The sequence below is a fragment of the Kitasatospora sp. NPDC057542 genome (assembly GCF_042801945.1).
In the GTDB taxonomy this organism is placed as follows: Bacteria; Actinomycetota; Actinomycetes; order Streptomycetales; family Streptomycetaceae; genus Kitasatospora.
The window spans coordinates 1-18,626 of record NZ_JBHVFE010000048.1 but is presented as its reverse complement, the minus strand read 5'-3'; the positions used below and the strand labels follow the sequence as shown (position 1 = coordinate 18,626).

The 18,626-nt window shown below is 73.4% G+C and carries 16 protein-coding genes; 10 read left to right on the top strand and 6 right to left on the bottom strand.

Translation table 11 applies throughout. The features are described 5' to 3' along the window. Positions 1–39: 39 nt before the first annotated feature. The 5 genes from ACFU7Y_RS09245 to ACFU7Y_RS09225 form a co-directional block, all read right to left on the bottom strand. Positions 40–231 carry a hypothetical protein gene (locus ACFU7Y_RS09245; protein ID WP_380767130.1) on the bottom strand — a complete coding sequence of 64 codons (192 nt, stop codon included), beginning with the start codon at positions 229–231 and terminating at the stop codon, positions 40–42. Between the two features lie 102 nt (positions 232–333). Continuing rightward, on the bottom strand, positions 334–684 hold the full coding sequence (locus tag ACFU7Y_RS09240) for a hypothetical protein (protein ID WP_380767128.1): 351 nt from the start codon (positions 682–684) through the stop codon (positions 334–336). A 113-nt stretch (positions 685–797) separates the two neighbouring features. Continuing rightward, positions 798–992 carry a hypothetical protein gene (locus tag ACFU7Y_RS09235; protein ID WP_380767126.1) on the bottom strand — a complete coding sequence of 65 codons (195 nt, stop codon included), beginning with the start codon at positions 990–992 and terminating at the stop codon, positions 798–800. A 66-nt stretch (positions 993–1,058) separates the two neighbouring features. After that, complete coding sequence (locus ACFU7Y_RS09230) at positions 1,059–1,241, bottom strand: hypothetical protein (RefSeq protein WP_380767124.1); 183 nt, start codon at positions 1,239–1,241, stop codon at positions 1,059–1,061. Positions 1,242–1,294: 53 nt separating this feature from the next. Further along, on the bottom strand, positions 1,295–3,793 hold the full coding sequence (locus ACFU7Y_RS09225; protein WP_380767122.1) for a S8 family serine peptidase: 2,499 nt from the start codon (positions 3,791–3,793) through the stop codon (positions 1,295–1,297). Between the two features lie 582 nt (positions 3,794–4,375). Between ACFU7Y_RS09225 and ACFU7Y_RS09220 the strand changes: the two genes are divergently transcribed. The 6 genes from ACFU7Y_RS09220 (at position 4,376) to ACFU7Y_RS09195 (ending at position 14,422) form a co-directional block, all read left to right on the top strand. After that, the gene (locus ACFU7Y_RS09220) at positions 4,376–5,089 is read left to right on the top strand and encodes a BTAD domain-containing putative transcriptional regulator (RefSeq protein WP_224280747.1); all 714 of its coding nucleotides are present in this window, start codon (positions 4,376–4,378) and stop codon (positions 5,087–5,089) included. Positions 5,090–5,429: 340 nt separating this feature from the next. Then, positions 5,430–6,374: an ABC transporter ATP-binding protein gene (locus tag ACFU7Y_RS09215; protein WP_380767118.1), complete on the top strand. Its 945-nt coding sequence runs from the start codon at positions 5,430–5,432 to the stop codon at positions 6,372–6,374. Positions 6,375–6,397: 23 nt separating this feature from the next. After that, entirely contained in the window at positions 6,398–7,783 is a 1,386-nt protein-coding gene (locus ACFU7Y_RS09210) for an ABC transporter permease (protein WP_380767141.1), read from the top strand. Positions 7,784–7,787: 4 nt separating this feature from the next. Then, a complete protein-coding gene (locus ACFU7Y_RS09205) occupies positions 7,788–10,538 on the top strand; it encodes a bifunctional YncE family protein/alkaline phosphatase family protein (RefSeq protein WP_380767115.1) in 2,751 nt (916 codons plus the stop codon). A 288-nt stretch (positions 10,539–10,826) separates the two neighbouring features. Next, on the top strand, positions 10,827–11,528 hold the full coding sequence (locus tag ACFU7Y_RS09200) for a phosphatase PAP2 family protein (protein WP_380767113.1): 702 nt from the start codon (positions 10,827–10,829) through the stop codon (positions 11,526–11,528). 230 nt (positions 11,529–11,758) lie between these two features. Continuing rightward, complete coding sequence (locus ACFU7Y_RS09195) at positions 11,759–14,422, top strand: SpoIIE family protein phosphatase (protein ID WP_380767111.1); 2,664 nt, start codon at positions 11,759–11,761, stop codon at positions 14,420–14,422. 106 nt (positions 14,423–14,528) lie between these two features. On the opposite strand, the gene ACFU7Y_RS09190 is transcribed toward ACFU7Y_RS09195, so the two are convergent. Continuing rightward, entirely contained in the window at positions 14,529–14,654 is a 126-nt protein-coding gene (locus ACFU7Y_RS09190) for a hypothetical protein (RefSeq protein WP_380767109.1), read from the bottom strand. Between the two features lie 6 nt (positions 14,655–14,660). Between ACFU7Y_RS09190 and ACFU7Y_RS09185 the strand changes: the two genes are divergently transcribed. The 4 genes from ACFU7Y_RS09185 to ACFU7Y_RS09170 all read left to right on the top strand — a co-directional run bounded on the left by ACFU7Y_RS09185 (position 14,661) and on the right by ACFU7Y_RS09170 (position 18,613). Next, positions 14,661–14,801: a hypothetical protein gene (locus tag ACFU7Y_RS09185; RefSeq protein WP_380767107.1), complete on the top strand. Its 141-nt coding sequence runs from the start codon at positions 14,661–14,663 to the stop codon at positions 14,799–14,801. 200 nt (positions 14,802–15,001) lie between these two features. After that, positions 15,002–16,231 carry an FAD-dependent oxidoreductase gene (locus ACFU7Y_RS09180; RefSeq protein ID WP_380767105.1) on the top strand — a complete coding sequence of 410 codons (1,230 nt, stop codon included), beginning with the start codon at positions 15,002–15,004 and terminating at the stop codon, positions 16,229–16,231. Positions 16,232–16,394: 163 nt separating this feature from the next. After that, the gene (locus ACFU7Y_RS09175) at positions 16,395–17,819 is read left to right on the top strand and encodes a rhodanese-like domain-containing protein (RefSeq protein ID WP_380767103.1); all 1,425 of its coding nucleotides are present in this window, start codon (positions 16,395–16,397) and stop codon (positions 17,817–17,819) included. Then, positions 17,816–18,613, top strand: a complete 798-nt coding sequence (locus tag ACFU7Y_RS09170) for a sulfite exporter TauE/SafE family protein (protein ID WP_380767102.1) — start codon at positions 17,816–17,818, stop codon at positions 18,611–18,613. The genes ACFU7Y_RS09175 and ACFU7Y_RS09170 overlap by 4 nt, the downstream gene beginning before the upstream one ends. The last annotated feature ends 13 nt before the right edge of the window (positions 18,614–18,626 follow it).

Genomic DNA, 18,626 nt, shown 5'->3' with positions numbered 1-18,626 from the left:
CCGGCACGGCGTGGACGTGGTGTCCCTGGGCGGATCCCGTCAGAGCAGCACGCTGGCGGCGATCGGGAGCGCCGTCTTGAGGACGCTCCAGAAGCTGTCGGCCTCGACGCCGGGGACGTCGCCCAGGGCGCCGCCGGTGCGGCCGGTGCGGTCGATTGGCGGAGCGAGCTTCGGGAGCTGCGGGGTAGGGGTCCACGCCCGGTACTCCTGGCGGACGTCTTCCACGGTCATGGTCGCTCTTCCCTTCGTGCGGGGTGGTTCCGTCGGCCGGGCGGCTCGGGGCGGACCTGCTCGGAGGCCCGGGGCGGAGCCGTCCGGGACGGCTGGTGGGAGTCAGAAAAGGCCTCCGATGATGGGGGGTGGCGGCGGCATGCAACCGGGGGTGGGGGCACCGTCACAGGCCCAGGGGCCCGGGTCCGCGAAGCTGGGGCCGTAGAATCCCCCGGGGCCGTCCATGATCTGTGTGATCGCGTTCGCGGCGGTGGCCGCGCCCTCCTTGGCGGGGTCGATCACGGTGCCGCTCGGCGGCGGGTCGCTGGTGAATCCGAGGGCCACACTCGTGGGCGGCATGGCCGACTGCAGGCTGTCGCCGATGTCGACGGTTTCCTTGATCACCTTCAGATAAGCGTCGTACCCCTTCGTGCGGTCGATCGGCTGCACCTGGGGCGGCGGCTGCTCGTACATGGTCCTGTCTCTCCTGTCCGGTGCTCCGGTGGCCGGTCGTGCGTGGCGGCGTCACCGGGCGGGGTGGCCGGCGACGGACCGGTCGGGGCCCGTCGCCGGCGCGGGGTGCCTCATCAGAGGAACCCGCCGAGCACGTCCAGGCCGCTGCTGACGAGCTTGCTCCAGTCGAACTTGTCGGCCTCGACGCCGGGGGAATCGCCCAGGGTGCCGCCGGTGCGGCCGGTGCGGTCCACCGGCGGGGCCAGCTTCGGGAGCTGCGGAGTGGGGGACCACGTCCGGTGCTCCTCACGGAATTCTTCGTTGATCATTTCTGCTCATCCCTTCTCGTGTGCCGGTTGCACTCCGTCCTTCGTCGGGTCCGCGGGGGCGGGCCGTCAGAGGGCGGCGTAGCACATGCCCCGGGCCGCGCCGGTGAGATCGGCGCAGACCGACCTGGCCGGTGCGACGCCCGGGTCGCCGGGCAGTCGGCCGGCTTCGTCCCGGCCGTCCCTGCGGACCGGTGGGGCGAGGACCGGCAGCCTGGGCGTGATCCTGGGGAGCGCTGCGGGGGTTTTCATGATCGGCCTCCTCCTGGCGGGTGGCGTGGGGTCGTCCCGGCGGCGCCGGGAGCTCAGGACTCGAGGAACTGGTGGGGCGGTGCCAGGGGCACGGGGAACTCGTCGCTGACGTCGACAGTGAACAGCATGATGACCCGCGCGCGCCGGTCGTTCTCGGGGTCGAAGAAGGTCACCTTCACGTCCTGGCAGTCCGATCCCATGCGGCAGTACGGGCTCTTCGCGACGGAGATGGAGTCGATGCAGTAGAGGGAGATCGGGCTGCCGGACGGGGCCACGGTGGTGCTGGGGATGCTCTGGCCCAGCAGCATGGCCTTGCTGATCGCGCTGGCGACCGAGAACGCGCTCGTCCCGGCGGAGTTCAGCGCCCGGTCGGCAGAGGTCTGTCCGAGGTTGCGGAACTGGTAGTAGACCTTGTCGAGGAACGCGTCCATGGTCTTGCTGACGTAGTCCTTGTCGACGGTGATCCCCTCCTGATGGGCCTGAGCCAGGACGGCCTCCACCACGGCGTCCACCAGCTGCTTCTGGTGCCAGATGTAGATGCCACGGCTCTTGACCTCGACGACGGGCACGACCTGCCCGGAGAACAGCCGGACGGTCCGGTCGGTCAGCCGGCCCGGTATCGAGATCCGGGAGATGTAGCCGTTCTCGTCCTGACTGAACTTGTTCTGGCCGTAGTACGCGTCCCGGAACGACCGGTAGACCGTGGACACCGGGGGAGCGGGCGAGGCGAGTGCCAGCAGGGCGTCCGCGAGCTTGTCGTGATCGGTGGTGATCGCCACCACCTCCTCCTTCGTGGCCCCGAGGGGCACGAGGGGGGTACTGGTCCAGTCCATGCCGGCGGCGGGTTCGGCCTCCATCGCGTAGATCGGCGTGCTGTCCATGTTCAGCGTCCAGGTGACCTTGTCGGAGGCCCACGGGTTGGCTGTCAGGTACTTGTGCAGTTGCTCGGCGTCGTAGGGGTTGGCGGGCAGTTCCTGCGTCACGCCCGACTGGCCTTCGACGGGCCGCTGGACGGGGTCCATCAGCTGGCGGAAGCTGTCCCGGCGGGCCTCGGTCAGGAAGTCCACGCCGACCTGGCCGATCGCGAACACCAGCGGGCGGTTGTTGGTGGAGGCGCAGGAGGGCCGGACGCCGCCGCCCGACGGCACGGCCCCCGACGGCACGGACCCAGGCAGCCCGGCCCCCGACGGCCCGCCGCCCTGGCACGCGCAGGGGGCCGCCGGGGCCTGGCCGAGCGCCGTGGCGCCGACAGGGGGCGCGGGCGGGGCCTGGGCGGGCGCGGCCAGTGGTACGGGCGGCGGGACGGAGGAGGGGTTCACGGGCTGCGCGCCCGAGGCGGTGGCGCCCGTCACCCCGGCGGCGGCCGTGGCCGGGGGGACGGCTTCGTACGGTGCGGCCTGCGTGGCCTGGACGGCCTCCGGGCCCGGTACGGCCTGGGTGGCAGGGGCCGCCTGCGCGGCCGGTGCGGCCTGGGCGGCCTGAACGGCCTCTGCGGTGGCGACGGGAACGCTCTGGGTGTCCATGGTGCTGGCTCCCTCGTGCGAGTCGTAAGGGGAGGCCCCGAGCAGTGAGGGTGCGCCGGCCGTGGCGACCCCGGTCTCGGGGGAGTGGGTGGTGCGGGGAGTGCCGTCCGCCGTGGTCCCGGCACTGGCCGGACGCTCCGTCAGGTCTCCTCGGGCGATCAGCTCGTACGCCCGGGCCGCGTCCAGGTGGCCGACCAGCCGGCGTCGGCACTCCGGTGCGTCGGCGGGTGCACAGGGCACGGATCGAGCGCCCCGCAACAGGGCCTGGCCGGCAGCCCGCGGGTCGGGCGGGTGTCCCGCGCGCACCTGCGCGCCGACCAGCAGGGCAGCGACCCCGGACACCAGCGGTGTGGCGAAGCTGCTGCCGGTCAGGCCCGTGCTCCCCCCTCCCGGGGCGGCGGCCTCGACGTCGCGCCCGGGGGCGAGAAGGCCGTGGGTGGCGTACGGGGAGCCCCAGTTGCTGATGTCCAGCGGCTCGCCGTCGGGTCCGGCGGCGCCGACAACGAGTACCGTCGGGACGGCGGCCGGCACCTGGGCGCAGTCGCAGCCGTCGTTGCCGGCGGCCGCGACCACGAGGACCCCGCTCTCGTCGCACAGCCGCAGCGCCCGTTCCAGCATGGGGTCCGGCTGGGCGTCCCGGCTGAGTTCGCCGCCGCTGATGTTGATGACGTGCGCCCCCTCCTGCACGGCGCGTTCGACGGCCCGGGCCAGGTCGAGCTGGGGCACCCGTCCCTCGCCCTCATCCGTGAAGACCGGCAGGATCAGCCCGCGGCACCGCGGGGCGATCCCGGTCACCGGGCTGCCGGGCTGACCGAAGAGCAGGCCCGTGACATGGGTGCCGTGCAGGGACATCGGGCCGGCGCCGGCCGGTTCGGCGACGAGCGTGTCCAGCCGGGTGAGGTCCGCGCCCTCGAAACAGGGGTGCGACAGGTCGACGGGACCGTCCAGGACGGCGATGCACACGGCCGGGTCGCCGAGGAGGTCGCCCTCGGGGGCGCGGACGTCGCGCAGCACCGATCTGGCCTTCATACGGCATCGCCTTTCTCGGTGTCGGGCGGGGCACCGGGGGCGCCCCGCCGAGCGGTGGGTCGTGCCGCGGCCGGACGGTCGCACCGCGATCGGCGGTGGTCGTCGGTCGCCCTGCCACGAAGGCCCGCAGCAGGTGGTGCCAGTCAACGGGCCGGCCGTCGCGCGGATGTGCCGGGGCCGTCACGACCGGCGGGCGGGTGCCGTCTCGGGTGCGTCGCGCCCTCGTGGTGAACCTGCCGCGGCCGTCCTCAGCGCCACGGACCGGTGGATGCACGCAGGGTGACCGCCGGCCGGTCCGCGGAGCTCGCCGAACGTCCGCGATGAACGGATCGTTCTGCCAACACCCGTTCGGGGGCGGCCCATTGGAGTGTCAGCCGGTCGGCGGTGGGGCGCGGTCGTGACGGTCGGCGACGGTGGCCGTGACGCTCGGGGCGACGTCACCGCGAGGCCTGGCCAACGTTCTTGCGACACCTGAGCGACGGTGATCCGGGGTCGGAAGGACGCGGCGGTGACAGGCCTCGGCCGCAACCGGGGCGCGCCCGAACGGGTGCGGGCAACGGGTTGTCGCGGCAGAGTGGGGGTGTGTCGTGGGACAGCCCGGGAATCGACCTGTTGCGGGGCTTCGAGGCCACCGGCGGGGGACACCGCCTCTCCCTCCCGGTGAGCGCGCAGCACCTGCTGGCCTTCCTCGCCCTGCACGACGGCGGCGTCCAGCGCGGCGCGGTCGCCGAACGGCTCTGGCCGGACTGCACGCAGTACCGCGCGGCCGCGAACCTGCGCACCGCCCTGTACCACGCGAGGCGGCGCGGCCGAGCCATACCGATCGAGAGCCCCGGGCAGTGGCTCCGCCTCGCGCCTGCCGTCCGGGTGGACTTGCGCTCCGCGCGCCGCTCCGCAGGACAAGTCGTGGCAGGGCTCGACCAGTTGCCGGCCAGCTGCGACGAACTCGTGGACGACCTCACCGCCGAACTCCTGCCGGGCTGGGAGGAGGAGTGGCTGACCCTGGAGCGCGAGCGGTGGGATCAGCTGCGCTTGTACGCCTTGGAGGGTCTGGCTCACCAACTGTGCGACGCGGAACGCTACTTGTCGGCGATTCAGGCCGCGCTGGCGGCGATCGCCATCGACCCCGTCCGTGAGACGGCCCACCGGATCGTGGTCGAGGTGCACCTTGCCGAGGGAAACCTCGCCAGCGCGCTGCGCTCCTACCAGCACTACCGCTCGTTCCTGCAGCGGGAACTCAACGTCGTCCCCTCGCCGAAGATGACCGGACTGGTGCGGAACCTCCAGCGGATGTGACGCCGCGAGGAGGGCGAAGCGCGGTGCCGGTCGGTCGCGCCGGTCACCGGAAGATCGCGACCGGGTGGATCCCAGTGGCTGACGAAGTATCAGATCATCGGGTTGACGGCGTGATTGTCGTCCGCTGTTCACCTGTCGGTTGCCCGGCGGTCGCCGGGATTCGCGTGTCCATCGCGGAGGTGTGCGCTCCCGGGCCAGGCCCAGGCCGATACGGCCTGCTCGGGGTGGTCGCAGGACCGCCACAGGGCGGGCCGCTGCTGTTCCAGCGCTGTTCAACCGGGCGTTCCTGACTGTGCCCGATCAACCCCTTAGGTTCCCTGGGGAACTGCGAGAAGGGGCCATGAGGGACACGCAAGCTGCCGTACGGGCACGGGGACTGACGAAGTGTTTCGGTGACGTCGTGGCGCTCGACGCCGTCGGGCTGGAGCTGGCACCCGGGCGGATCCACGGGCTGGCCGGGCCGAACGGTGCCGGGAAGACCACGCTGCTCGGGCTGTTGCTCGGGCTGGCCGTCGCCGACGGCGGCGAGCTGGAGGTGCTGGGCAGACCGGTCGGCCGGACGCTGCCGGCGCCGCACGCAGTGGCCGGCTTCGTGGACGGGCCCGGGCTCTACCCGTCGCTGACCGCGCGGAAGAACCTGGCCGCGCTGGCGAGGCTGCGCGGGCAGGACACCCGGGCGGGCCGGATCGACGAGGTGCTGGCCGAGGTCGGGCTGACCGAGGTCGCCGACGACCGGGTGCGGGGCTTCTCGCTGGGCATGCGGCAGCGGCTGGGACTGGCGGCGGCGCTGCTCACGGACCCCCGGCTGCTGGTGCTCGACGAGCCGTCCAACGGCCTGGACCCGGCCGGCAAGCAGCATGTGCACGGCGCACTGCGGCGGCTCGCGGCCGACGGGGTGACGGTGGTGCTGTCCAGCCACCGGATGGACGACCTGGAGGCGCTCTGTGACGAGGTCACCATCCTGGCGACCGGGCGGGTCCGCTTCTCCGGCCCGCTCGGCGAGCTGGCCGCGGAGACCCGCGAGCTCGACCACCGGCTGCTCACCTCCGATCCGGCAGCCGCGCGACGGGTGGCCGCCGAGGTGGCCGGGGTGAGGGTCCTGGCGCAGGCCGAGGCGGGTCGCGCGGCCGAGGCACTGGTGGTGCACGCGTCGGGGCAGGCCGTCGAGGAGCTGGTGGCGGCGCTGGTGCACGCGGGCGTCCGGGTGCGCGAGGTCACGCCGGTGGTCCCGGCCCTGGAGGCGGCGTTCCTCACCCTGACCGAGCAGCAGGAGGAGGGGCAATGAGCACGATCACGGCCGGGCGCACGATGGCCGCCGTCGGCGTCGAACCGGGGCCGCGCCCGGTGCCGGTGGGCCGGGTGTACCGCTTCGAGCTGGTCAAGCTGCTGTCGCAGTGGCGGGTCAGGCTGCTGATGCTGGCCTGCTGGAGCGCGCCGGGCCTGTTCACGGCCGCGGTGGCCCAGCAGGGGACGCTGCCCTCCGACACCCTGTTCGGCCGCTGGATGCACGCCACGGGCTGGGCCGGCCCGCTGGTGGTGCTGGGCTTCGCGGGCTCGTGGGCGCTGCCCCTGCTGACCTCCGTGGTCGCGGGCGACGTGTTCGCCGCCGAGGACCGGCTCGGGACCTGGCGGCACCTGCTGGTGACGGTCCGCTCGCCGCGGCGGATCTTCGCGGCGAAGGCGCTGGCCAGCGTCACCGTGATCGTGCTGCTGGTGGCCGGGCTGGTGGCGTCGAGCACGGTCGGCGGGCTGGCGGCGGTCGGCGACGAACCGCTGGTCGGCGTGGACGGACACCTGCTGTCGCCGTCGGACGCGGCCGGCAGCGTGCTGCTGGCCTGGGCGTGCGCGCTGGCGCCCACCCTGGCGCTGGCGGCGCTCGGGCTGCTCGGCTCCGTCCTGCTGGGCCGCTCGCCGATGGGGCTGCTGGTCCCCGCGCTGGCGGCGGTCGCGATGCAGCTCGCGCAGGTGCTGCCGCTGCCGGTGGCGCTGCGTCTGGCGCTGCCCGGCTACGCCTTCGTCTCCTGGAACGGGCTGTTCGCCGCCCCGGGCCGGCTCGACGAACTGCTGATCTCCGTCGCCGTCAGCCTGGTCTGGGCCGCGGTCGCCACCGGGGCGGCCTGCCTGCTCTTCGTCCGGCGGGACTTCACCACCGGCAGCGAGGACGGGGCGGGGCGTCGCACGCTCTCCTTCGGGGTGCTGCCGCTGGCCGGGCTGCTCGCGCTGACCTTCGGCGCGGTCGCGGTGGCCAGGCCCTCGACCGGCCCGGGGATCTCGCAGGCGAAGGTGCAGCGGGAGGTCGCCACCGTGTTCGCGCACCTGTACCGGCTGCAGACCGAGCAGCTGCACCGCCCCGCCGTGACGGAGGCCGAGCTGCGGGCCAGCGCGGCCTGCTGGCGGGGCGACGGCCAGGTCGAGCCGGAGGGGCCGGGCAACGACTGGCGCTGCGTGGTCACCTGGCACCTGCCCGGGACGGACGCGCCGGGGACGGCGGTCTACCAGCTCGACGTGGCCTCGGACGGACGGCTGATGGCCGACGGCGACGGTCCGAAGGAAGTGAACGGCTACTTCCTGGTGCACACCCCGACCGGGGACGCACCGAACCCGCTGTGGCAGTTCGACGGTCACGTCGGTCTGCTCGCTTCCCCACCGAACACGGCGGACGCAACGAATCCGACCGATCCAACGAAGGGCTGACGCCATGCAGGTGACGCGTCGTCGACGCAGCCGGAACGACCGCCTCGTCCTCCTCGGCCGCCGGGTGGGCCGCCGGGCCACGCTCGCCACGGCCTGCATCACGGCGGTGGCAGTGGCCACCGGCACGGCTTTCGCGGCCACCCACCAGTTCGGCACGGACCAGGTGGGCCAGACCACCGCCGACGGCCTGGTCGCCTCCAGTGACCAGTACCTCGCCCCGTACGGCAGCCGGCAGGTGCTCGACAACGGCAAGCTGATGGGCTCCACGGTCAGCCCGGACGGCGGCCACCTGGCCGCCGCGGTCGCCGACGGCGACGCGGCGCTGGTCGTGGTGGACCTGAAGACCGGGAAGGTGCAGCAGCGCGTCGGCACCAACAAGGCGGACGAGCTGCGCATCCCCAACGGCTCGGTCGGCCAGGAGTCCCCGGTCTACTCGCCGGACGGCAGGCAGCTGTGGCTGGGCCAGCTCGACGGCTACACCCGGTTCACCGTGAAGCCCGACGGCACGCTGTCCGCCCCGGTGGCGGTGAAGATCCAGGCCGACGGGGAGAAGCACGCGCTGGCCTCCGGGGCGGTGTTCTCCGCCGACGGTTCGACGGTGTACGCCGCCGTCAACGGGCAGAACCGGGTGGTCGCGATCGACGCGGCGACCGGCGCGATCAAGCAGAACTGGACGGTCGGCAACGCGCCGCGCGGCGTGGTGCGGGTCGGCCGGAAGCTGTACGTCTCCAACGAGGGCGGGCGCGCGGCCACCGCCGGGGACACCACGATCAACTCCTACGGCACCCAGGTGCCGGCCGACCCGGCGACCGCCGCCACCACCACCGGCACGGTCAGCGTGATCGACCTCGCCGACCCGGCCGCCCCCGTCGGCACCGTCACCGTCGGCCTGCACCCGACCGCGCTGTACGCGAAGAACGGCGTGCTGTTCGTCGCCGACACCGCCTCCGACGAGGTGTCGGTCATCGACACCGCGCACGACAAGGTCGTCCAGACCATCTCCACCAAGCCGTGGCCGGAGGCCTCCGTCGGCTACGAGCCGACCGCCATGACGCTCACCGAGGACGGCCGGCTGCTGGTCACCCTCGGCCGGGCCAACGCGGTGGCCGTCTACCGCTTCACCGGTGCGCAGGAACCGGTGAGCTACGTCGGCCTGCTGCCCACGGACTACTTCCCGGCGGAGATCGCCACCGTCGGCGCGAAGGTGATCGTCTCCAACACCCGTGGCATCGACGCCCGGCGGCCCAACAGCACCGGCGCCCACAAGACCCACGACACCACCTCCAGCCTCACCCGGTTCACCCTGCCGAGCGACAAGGAGATCCGCTCGCAGACCGCCAAGGTGTTCCAGCAGAACGGCTGGACCAACAACGCGGTCAAGCCGGCGAACGGCCACAAGGCGAAGGAGGAGGCGGTGCCGAAGCGGATCGGCGACCCGTCGCCGATCAAGCACGTCTTCCTGATCGTCAAGGAGAACCGGACCTACGACCAGGTCTTCGGGGACGTCGCCGAGGGCAACGGCGACCCCGGGCTGGCCCAGTTCGGCGCCAACGTGACGCCCAACCAGCACGCGCTGGCCGAGCAGTTCGGGCTCTACGACAACACCTACGACATCGGCACCAACTCCGCCGAGGGCCACAACTGGCTGATGCAGGCGGACAACCCGGAGTACACCGAGTCCTCGGCCGGCGAGTACGAGCGCAGCTACGACACCGAGGACGACGCCCTGGGCCACCAGCGTTCCGGCTTCCTGTGGACGGGCGCGCAGGCGGCGGGCAGGACGGTGCGCGACTTCGGCGAGTTCCACCAGTTCCTGGACAAGCCCGCCGACGCCACCTGGCAGAACCTGTACTGCGACGCCAGGACCATGGACGAGACCGGGCAGGGCAGCGCCTACGCCCTCAAGTCCTCCTCGCCGATCCCCTCGCTCAACAGCGTCTCGGTGCCCGGCTTCCCGAAGTTCGACACCGACGTGCCGGACCTGTACCGCTACCAGGTCTGGAAGCAGGACTTCGAGAAGAACGGCCCGGCGAACCTCAACATGCTGTGGCTGTCCAGCGACCACACCGGTGGCCCGGCGAGCCCGGCCGCCCAGGTCGCCGACAACGACCTGGCCACCGGGAAGATCGTCGACGAGATCACCCACAGCGAGTACTGGAAGGACTCGGCGATCTTCGTCGTCGAGGACGACTCCCAGGCGGGACTGGACCACGTGGACGGCCACCGTGCCCCGATCCAGATCATCAGCCCCTGGGCGCAGCACGGGGCCGTGGACAGCCGTTACTACTCGCAGATCACGATGATCCGCACCATCGAGCAGATCCTCGGCATCCACCCGATGAACCAGAAGGACAGCGCGGCCAGTCCGATGACCACGGCCTTCACCGACCGGCCGGACTACACGCCGTTCACCGCGGTGCCCAACCGGACCGCGCTGACCGACGGCCTGAAGACGCCGCCCTCCTGCGGCCTCGACGTGCCCGGGGAGCAGGACCTCCGGGCGGCCGCGGCACCGGCCACGATCGCGCCGCCGGCGGCGGAGTCGGCCGTCGCGGCCCAGTGGGACGCCTGGAAGTCGCGGCAGCGGCTGACCGGCCCGAACGCGGCGCCGGACCGGGCCAACCCGGCGCAGATGGAGCACCTGGTCTGGTACCAGACGCACAACTGGACGACGCCGTACCCGGGCGAGGGAGCGATCCTCGCCCCGGACGACGTGCCCGGCGCCTACCTGCCGTCGCCGGAGAACGACGGCTGACGCTCCGCTCCCACCAGGCTCCGGGCCGGCGACCCCGCCCGCCCGGGGCCCGCTCGTCGTCGGCCGTGGAGACACGCCCTCGCCCGGGCCCCACCGGCGGCGGTCCCCGGTGCGGGTGGTCACGGTCCGGCACCGGGCCTCCCTCCGGCAGACGGACGGCGCACCGACCGGCCCTGACCGGATCCGCTCCGGTCACTGTGGCCGAGGTGAAACCGGGTGGACGTGCCGTACCCTGGCCGCGCGAGGCCGCGTTCCGGTGGCCAGGGCGCGGGCAGGAGGACTGAGTTGGTGGCTGACCGCATGACGCGGCGGTGGCTGGTCGTGCTCGCCGGTACCTGGTCGGCCTTCGCGGTGATCGCGGCCGTGGTCGCCGCCAACGCCTGGGCACCGTTCGCCTTCGAGCAGGCCGCCATCGACTGGAGTGCCGCACATCGGCCACCGCTCGCCCGAGCCGTGGCCATGGCCGTCACCTCCCTCGGCACCGGCGTGGTTCCCTACCTCCTCGCTCTGGCCGCAGGCGTCGTCACCGCCCGGAACCCCCGGAACCCCCGGACCGGCGGATCGCCGAGGTCCCGGTGGACGGTGGCACGGGCGCTGCTGCTGCCCGTGCTGTGGCTGGCGCTGGGGCAACTGCTGCGCCAGGGCCTGATGCACGCCTTCGGCCGGCCCCGGCCACCCGAGACGGACTGGGCGTTCACCGCCTCCGGCTTCGCCTTCCCCTCCGGGCACGCCTTCACGTCCGCCCTCAGCGCCGGTCTGCTCGCCCTCGCCGTCGCCCGCGCGCGTCCCTCCGCCACCCGCACGGCCGCCGCCGGCGCCGTGCTGTTCGCGGGCGTGATCGGCCTGAGCCGCATCTACCTCGGCGTGCACTGGCCGCTGGACGTCCTCGCCGGCTGGCTGCTCGCCGTCGGCTGGCTGGCCGGCGGAGCCGCACTCTCCTCGTTCCTGCCGGAGCAGAAGGAGCGGTCCGACTCGACAAGGGCTCCGTAGCCGGACCGGGCGGTCCCAGGTGCCCACCCACGTAATCCCGCGGTGGCTGGTGTCGTCACGGCGTCAGACTCGTCCCGGAAAGCTCCGTTCAGCGGACTGAGCCCGCATCTGTACGGCTCGCCGGCGAAGCGATGGGCCCGGCCGACCGGTGCTGGTCGGACCGGGTCGAGCCGGGACGGGTGCCGGTGTGGTGGGCGGTGCGGTGCGGGCCCGGGCGGTAAGACATGGGGATGCGACAGAACCTGAATCACCATCGGGATCGCGGCGACGGCCGGCCGGGCCGCCTCCCCGGTGTTCGGGCGACGATCGGTGGCGTCGCCGGCCAGGTGTTCCTGGTGCAGGTGCTGACCGTCGTCCTGCTGGTCACGGCGGCGGTGGTCGCGCTGGTGCTGCAGGCCCGCACCAGTCGGTGGCAGGAGGTGCGGGCCCGGTCGCTTGCCGCCGCCGAGGTTTTCGCGCACGCCCCCGGCCTGGTGGCCGCGCTCCAGGCGTCCGACCCGACGGCGACGCTCCAACCGCTGACCGAGGCCGCCCGGGGTCCGGCCGGCGTCGACGTCGTCGTCGTCATGAACCGCGACGGCGTCCGGTACACCTATCCGCTACCAGGCGAGACCGGGAAGCCCTTCGCCGGCTCCATCGCCCCGGCCCTCGCCGGCCGGGTCGTCGTCGAGACCGCCGACGGCCCGCTCGGCGAGGACGAGCAGGCGGTCGTCCCCGTGGCGGACGCGGGCGGTGCGGTCGTCGGCGCGGTGTCCGCCGGCCTGCCCCTCAGCCGTGCCGACAGCCTGGTCGGCCAGGAGCTGCCGGTCATCATCGGGGCCGGCGTCGCCGCGCTCGCGCTGGCCGTGGTGGGTACGGCGTTCACGGTCCGTCGGCTGCGACGGCAGACCCACGGGCTCGGCCCGGCCGAGGTGACCAGGATGTACGAGCACCACGACGCGGTGCTGCACGCCGTCCGCGAGGGCGTCGTCATCGTCGGCGAGGACGGCCGGCTGCTGCTGGCCAACGACGAGGCACGCCGCCTGCTCGATCTGCCGCCCGGCGCCGAGGGCCGTCCGGTCGCCGAGCTCGGCCTCGACGACCGGACGGCAGGGCTCCTGCTCGCCCACCGGGCCGTCAGCGACCGGATGCTCCCCGTCGGGCAGCGGCTGCTGGCCGTGAACGTCCGCCTCGCCGGCGCCGGAAGCGTCACCACCCTGCGGGACTCCACCGAACTGCGCGCCCTGGCCGGCCGGGCCGAGATCGCGCAGGACCGGCTGCGCCTGCTGTACGAGGCGGGCACGGCCGTCGGCACCACCCTCGACGTCTCCACCACGGCGCGGGAGCTCGCCGAGCTGGCCACGGCCGGCTTCGCCGACTACGTCTCCGTGGACCTCGCCGACCCTGTCCTGCGCGGAGAGGAACCGCCGCCGCCCGTTCCGGGTGAGCCGGTCGAGCTGCGCCGGGTCGCGCGCAGCGGTGCCCCGGACGACTCCCCGCTCTACCGCCCCGGCGAACTGATCCGCTTCCCGGCCCCCACCCCGCCCGCGGTCGGCTTCGTCAGCGGCCGTCCCGTCCTGGTCCCCGACCTGGCCGCCGACGTCGGCTGGCGAACCCAGAAGCGCACCCGGGAGACCCTGGAACACGGGCTCCTCTCGCTCATCACCGTCCCGCTGAAGGCCCGCGGCGTGCTGCTCGGCATCGCGAACCTGTGGCGGCTGCGCGAGAGCGGGCCCTTCGACCAGGACGACCTGTCACTCGCCGGAGAACTGGCCGCCCGTGCCGCCGTCTGCATCGACAACGCCCGCCGCTTCACCCGCGAACACGCCGTCGCCGTCGCCCTGCAACGCAGCCTGCTGCCGAGCGCCACCCCCGCACAGGACGCCCTCGACGTCGACGCCCGCTACCTGCCCGCGCGGACCGGCGTCGGCGGAGACTGGTACGACGTCATCCCGCTGCCCGGGGCCCGTGTCGCGCTCGTCGTCGGCGACGTCGTCGGCCACGGCCTGCACGCGGCCGCCACGATGGGACGGCTGTGCACGGCCGTCCGCAACTTCTCGACCCTCGACCTGTCGCCGGACGAACTCCTCGTCCACCTCGACGAGTTGGTCACCCTCATCGACGAGGAGGCGGACGGCGAAGCGCCGGTCACCGGTGCCACCTGCCTGTACGCGGTCTACGACCCCACCAGGGGCACCTGCACCCTGGCCCGCGCCGGGCACCCGCTGCCCGTCCTCGTCCATCCGGACGGCACCGTCGAGTACCCCGAGCTGCCCGCCGGGCCGCCGCTCGGGCTGGGCGGTCTGCCGTTCCGGACCGCGGAGTTGACGCTTCCCGAGGGCAGCAGGCTCGTGCTGTACACCGACGGGCTGGTCAAGGACGGTGGGGAAGGCCCGCCGGACCGGTTCTCCGCACTGACCGACACCCTCGCCGAGGCCGGCCGCACGCCCCGTGAGACCTGCGATGCCGTCCTGGACGCGCTGCGGCCGGACCGGCGCGGCGACGACGTCGTCCTGCTCGTCGCCCGCACCCGCAGGCTGGCCGCCGACCGGATCGCCGAATGGGACCTGCCGGCCGATCCCGCGGTCGTCGCGGACGTGCGGGCCGACGCGGCGGCGCAGCTGACCCGCTGGGGTCTGGACGACGCGGTGTTCACCACCGAACTGGTCCTCAGCGAGCTGGTCACCAACGCCATCCGCTACGGCCGTACCCCGATCCGGCTGCGCCTGCTCTACGACCGCAGCCTGATCTGCGAGGTCTCCGACGGCAGCAGCACCTCGCCGCACCTGCGGTACGCGGCGGACGAGGACGAGGGCGGGCGCGGCCTGTTCCTGGTCGCCCAGCTCACCGACCGCTGGGGCACCCGCTACACCGCGCGGGGGAAGATCATCTGGGCCGAGCAGTCCGTCCGATGAGCGACGGCGGGGTGCCACGCACGACCGACGCGGTTCGCCGGTGCGAGCACCGCAGGCGGTGTCCCGGGTCGGGCCGGCGGTCGCTGGTCGCCGTTCGCCCCGGGGCCTACCGCGCGGCGAGGCGGCGGCTGAGGTCGTTCAGGTAGCCGGTGCCGTAGGCGTCCGCGTGGTCGTCGAGGTCGATCATCGGCGGGATGTCGATCACGGGCCGGCGCTCGACGAGGAAGGCCACCGTCTCGTGGACGATCGTGGGCTCGTCGGCGCCGGCGATCTGTGGCAGGTCGAGGACGCCGTCGGTGACCCGGATCCGGGTCTCGGCCTCGACGGCGCCCTCGCGGGCCCGGACCAGGTGCTCGTGGTCCCCAGGGGCTCGACCTGAATCTCGACTCCCATGGCGGTCTCCGCCTTTCCGTGCGCTCCGGGCCGTGCGGCCGCAACTGTGTGGATGCCAACGCCTGGTCGGCGTGGTGATGGTGTCAGCTGCTCGCGTGCCCCACCGGCGGCGTCCCGGCGGCGTCGTGCCACGGAGGCAAATGTACGGACAAAAGCTTGCAGTCGGGATGGCTCCTGCCTAGATTAATGTCCGTACATTTGCCAGGGAGGCCCCCTTTGATAACCAAGCATCACCGGATCGTGATCATCGGCGGCGGGACCGCGGGGATCTCGGTCGCGGCCCGGCTCCGCCGTGCCGGCGAGCGGGACGTCGCGGTGCTCGATCCGAGCGACCGCCACTACTACCAGCCGCTGTGGACGCTGGTCGGCGGCGGGCGGGCGCCCCTGGCGGAGAGCATCCGGCCGCAGGCGTCCGTCATGCCGAAGGGCGTGGAGTGGATCCGCCGCGCCGCGGTCGCCGTCGATCCCGAGGCCCGGGAGGTGACGCTGGACGACGGCGGCATCGTCTCCTACGACCACCTCGTGGTCTGCCCCGGCATCCAGCTGGACTGGGACCGGGTGCCGGGCTTGGAGGCCGGGCTCGGCAGGGACGGGCTGTCCAGCAACTACCTGCCGCAGCACGCCCCCGCGACCTGGCGCTTCATCCGCGAGACCCGCTCCGGCAGCGCGGTGTTCAGCATGCCGACCGGTGCCGTCAAGTGTGGCGGCGCCCCGCAGAAGATCGCCTACCTGGCCGCCGACTTCTGGCGCCAGGAAGGCGTGCTCGGCAAGATCGACGTCCACCTGGTGATCCCCGGCGCCGCCATCTTCGGCGTCCCGGAGTTCGCCCGCGTACTCGATGACGTGGTGCGCCGGTACGGCATCAAGGTCCACTACGGGAGCGAGGTCACCGAGGTCCGTCCCGAGGCCCGCGAGGTGGTCGTCACCGACCTGGGGACCGGGGGCAGGACGACCCTGCCGTACGACGTCGCTCACCTGGTGCCGCCGCAGAGCGCCCCGGACTGGGTCAAGCGCAGCCCGCTCGCCGGTGCCGACGACCCGGCCGGCTACGTCGAGATCGACAAGCACACCATGCGGCACGTCCGCTACCCCAACGTGTGGGCGCTCGGTGACGCCGGATCATCCCCGAACTCCAAGACCGGCGCCGCTGTGCGCAAGCAGGCGCCCGTGCTCGTCGAGAACCTCCTCGCCACCATCAGGGGCCGGGAACCCAAGGCCGCCTACCACGGCTACGCCTCCTGCCCGCTGACCACCGCCCGCAACAAGATGCTGCTCGCCGAGTTCGACTACAGCGGTCGGCCCACCCCGTCGATCCCGGTGATCAACACCATCCGCGAGCGCACCGACATGTGGTACCTCAAGCGGCGCGGTCTGCCGTTCCTCTACTGGAACCTCATGCTCCGCGGGCTCGCCTGACCCCCACAGGGCGCACCCCGGATTCCCCGCGCAGCCCACCGCCCGGGCCCCCTTCACCGTCGCCGCCCCGCGCCCATGGCGCGCGACCGTGCGACCTCCCCCGTCCGGCGCCCCGTCCTCAAGGCCACGGGGCGCACCCACCGTCCATCCTCAGGAGCTTGCGATGACGAAGCCCGCCGGACCACTGGTCTTCGTGCAGTTCTACCTCGACTGCCTCTCCCACGCCTCGTACCTCGTCGGTGACCGCACCACCGGCCGGGCCGTCGTGGTCGACCCCCAGCGCGACGTCCACGACTACATCACCACCGCCGAACAGCACGGTCTGACCATCGAGCGGGTCATCGAGACCCACATCCACGCGGACTTCCTCTCCGGCCACCTGGAGCTGGCCGAGCGCACCGGCGCGCGCATCTCCTACGGCTCCGCCGCCGCGCTCGACTTCGACACCGACCCCCTGGACGACGGCGAGCACCTCAGCCTCGGCGGGGTCGACCTGGAGATCCTGCACACCCCGGGCCACACCCCGGAGTCGATCTGCGTCGTCGTGCGCGAACACGCCGGCGATGCCGTCCCGTTCGGCGTGCTCACCGGCGACACGCTGTTCATCGGCGACGTCGGCCGCCCCGACCTGCTCAGCTCGCGCGGCCGGTCCGCCGAGGAGATGGCCCGCTCCCTGTACCACTCCACCCGCGCCCTGCTCACCCTCCCCGACGACACGCGCGTCTACCCGGCGCACGGAGCCGGCTCGGCCTGCGGCAAGAACCTCTCCACCGAGCTGAGTTGCACGATCGGCAACCAGCGCCGCGGCAACTACGCCCTGGCCGACATGACCGAGGACGAGTTCGTCTCCGTCGTGACCGAAGGCCAGCCCGCCGCGCCCGCCTACTTCGCGTTCACCTCGGTGCGCAACCGCCAGGCCCGTCCGGTCCTGGACGAGGACACCCCCGTCCCCCCGCTCACCCCGGAGGCGTTCCTCCAGGCCCGGGCGGGCGGCGCCACCGTGCTGGACACCCGGGATCCGGAGGCGTTCGCCGCCGCCCACCCGCACGGCGCGGTCAACATCCCCCTCGGCGGCCGGTTCGCCGAACTCGCCGGCCAGGTGCTCGACGCCCAGGACGCGATCATCCTGTGCGGCGACCCGGACACCGCGATCGAGGCCCGGACCCGCCTGGCCCGGATCGGCTTCGACCGCGTCCTGGGTGCCCTGGCCGCCCCGGTGGATGCTCTCGGCGCTGCGCACCTGACCGCCACCGCGCGGGTGGATGCCGGTGTCCTCGCCAGCCGACTCGCGGAGCCCACGCGCGACTTCGAGCTGCTGGACGTGCGCGGCCCGGGCGAGGTGCAGGACAAGGGCACCATCCCCGGCGCCCGGCTCATCCCGCTGCCCGAACTGCTCGCCCGCCTGAGCGAACTGCCCACCGAGCAGCCGCTGACCGTGATCTGCGCGGGCGGCAACCGCTCCTCGGTGGCCGCGTCCGTGCTGCGCGCCCGCGGCTTCGAGGCCATCGACCTGCGCGGCGGCTTCGCCGCATGGCACGGCGAGGTCGCGCACCCCGCCGACCAGGCCCCGGACGGCGTCACGGCGTGAGCGTCCTGATCACCGCTCTGCTCTGCGGAGCCGTGGTCGGCGTGGCCCTCGGCGCGCTGGGCGGTGGCGGGGGAGTGCTCGCGGTCCCGGCCCTGGTGTACCTGCTGGGCGTCGCGCCCTCCGAGGCCGGGACCACCAGCCTGGTCATCGTCACGGCCACCTCCGTCACCGCGCTCGTCCGCCACGCCGGCACCGGCAACATCAGCTGGCGGACCGGCTCACTGTTCGCCGCGGCCGGCGTGCTCCCCGCCATCGGGACGTCCGCGCTCGCCCACCGCATCCCGCAGCCGGTGCTGACCTCCGCGTTCGCCGTCCTGGCCGCACTGGCCGCCGCGGCGATGCTGCGCGGCACCCGAACCGCGCAGCGCGCGCCGGCCGGGGACGGCGGCGCCGCCGTCGGTCCGCCCGCGCGGCCGGCCGGCAGGAACGGGCCCCTGGGCACGGTCGCGGCCGGAGCCGGCCTGGGGGCGGTGACCGGGCTGCTGGGAGTCGGCGGCGGCTTCCTCGCGGTGCCCGCGCTGGTGTCCGTGCTCCGGCTGCCGATGCGCAAGGCCGTCGGCACCAGCCTGGTGGTCATCCTCGTCAACTCCGTCGTCTCCCTCGCCACCCGCCTGACGGTCACGGGCATATCCCTCGACCCGGCGATCTTCGGGCCGTTCGTGGGCGCCGCCGTCCTCGGCGCGTGGGACGGCAGGCGACTGGCGGCCAAGCTCACCGGCACCGCCCTGCAGCGGGCCTTCGCCGTCGTCCTGCTCACGGTGGCCGCCTTCATGCTGATCGGCGTCATCGCCTGACGGCTCCCGCGAC

Coding starts and splice junctions, on each gene's coding strand:
- ACFU7Y_RS09245 (WP_380767130.1), bottom strand. CDS start 231: ATGACCGTGGAAGACGTCCGCCAGGAGTACCGGGCGTGGACCCCTACC.
- ACFU7Y_RS09240 (WP_380767128.1), bottom strand. CDS start 684: ATGTACGAGCAGCCGCCGCCCCAGGTGCAGCCGATCGACCGCACGAAG.
- ACFU7Y_RS09235 (WP_380767126.1), bottom strand. CDS start 992: ATGATCAACGAAGAATTCCGTGAGGAGCACCGGACGTGGTCCCCCACT.
- ACFU7Y_RS09230 (WP_380767124.1), bottom strand. CDS start 1,241: ATGAAAACCCCCGCAGCGCTCCCCAGGATCACGCCCAGGCTGCCGGTC.
- ACFU7Y_RS09225 (WP_380767122.1), bottom strand. CDS start 3,793: ATGAAGGCCAGATCGGTGCTGCGCGACGTCCGCGCCCCCGAGGGCGAC.
- ACFU7Y_RS09215 (WP_380767118.1), top strand. CDS start 5,430: ATGAGGGACACGCAAGCTGCCGTACGGGCACGGGGACTGACGAAGTGT.
- ACFU7Y_RS09210 (WP_380767141.1), top strand. CDS start 6,398: ATGGCCGCCGTCGGCGTCGAACCGGGGCCGCGCCCGGTGCCGGTGGGC.
- ACFU7Y_RS09205 (WP_380767115.1), top strand. CDS start 7,788: ATGCAGGTGACGCGTCGTCGACGCAGCCGGAACGACCGCCTCGTCCTC.
- ACFU7Y_RS09195 (WP_380767111.1), top strand. CDS start 11,759: ATGCGACAGAACCTGAATCACCATCGGGATCGCGGCGACGGCCGGCCG.
- ACFU7Y_RS09180 (WP_380767105.1), top strand. CDS start 15,002: ATGTCCGTACATTTGCCAGGGAGGCCCCCTTTGATAACCAAGCATCAC.
- ACFU7Y_RS09175 (WP_380767103.1), top strand. CDS start 16,395: ATGACGAAGCCCGCCGGACCACTGGTCTTCGTGCAGTTCTACCTCGAC.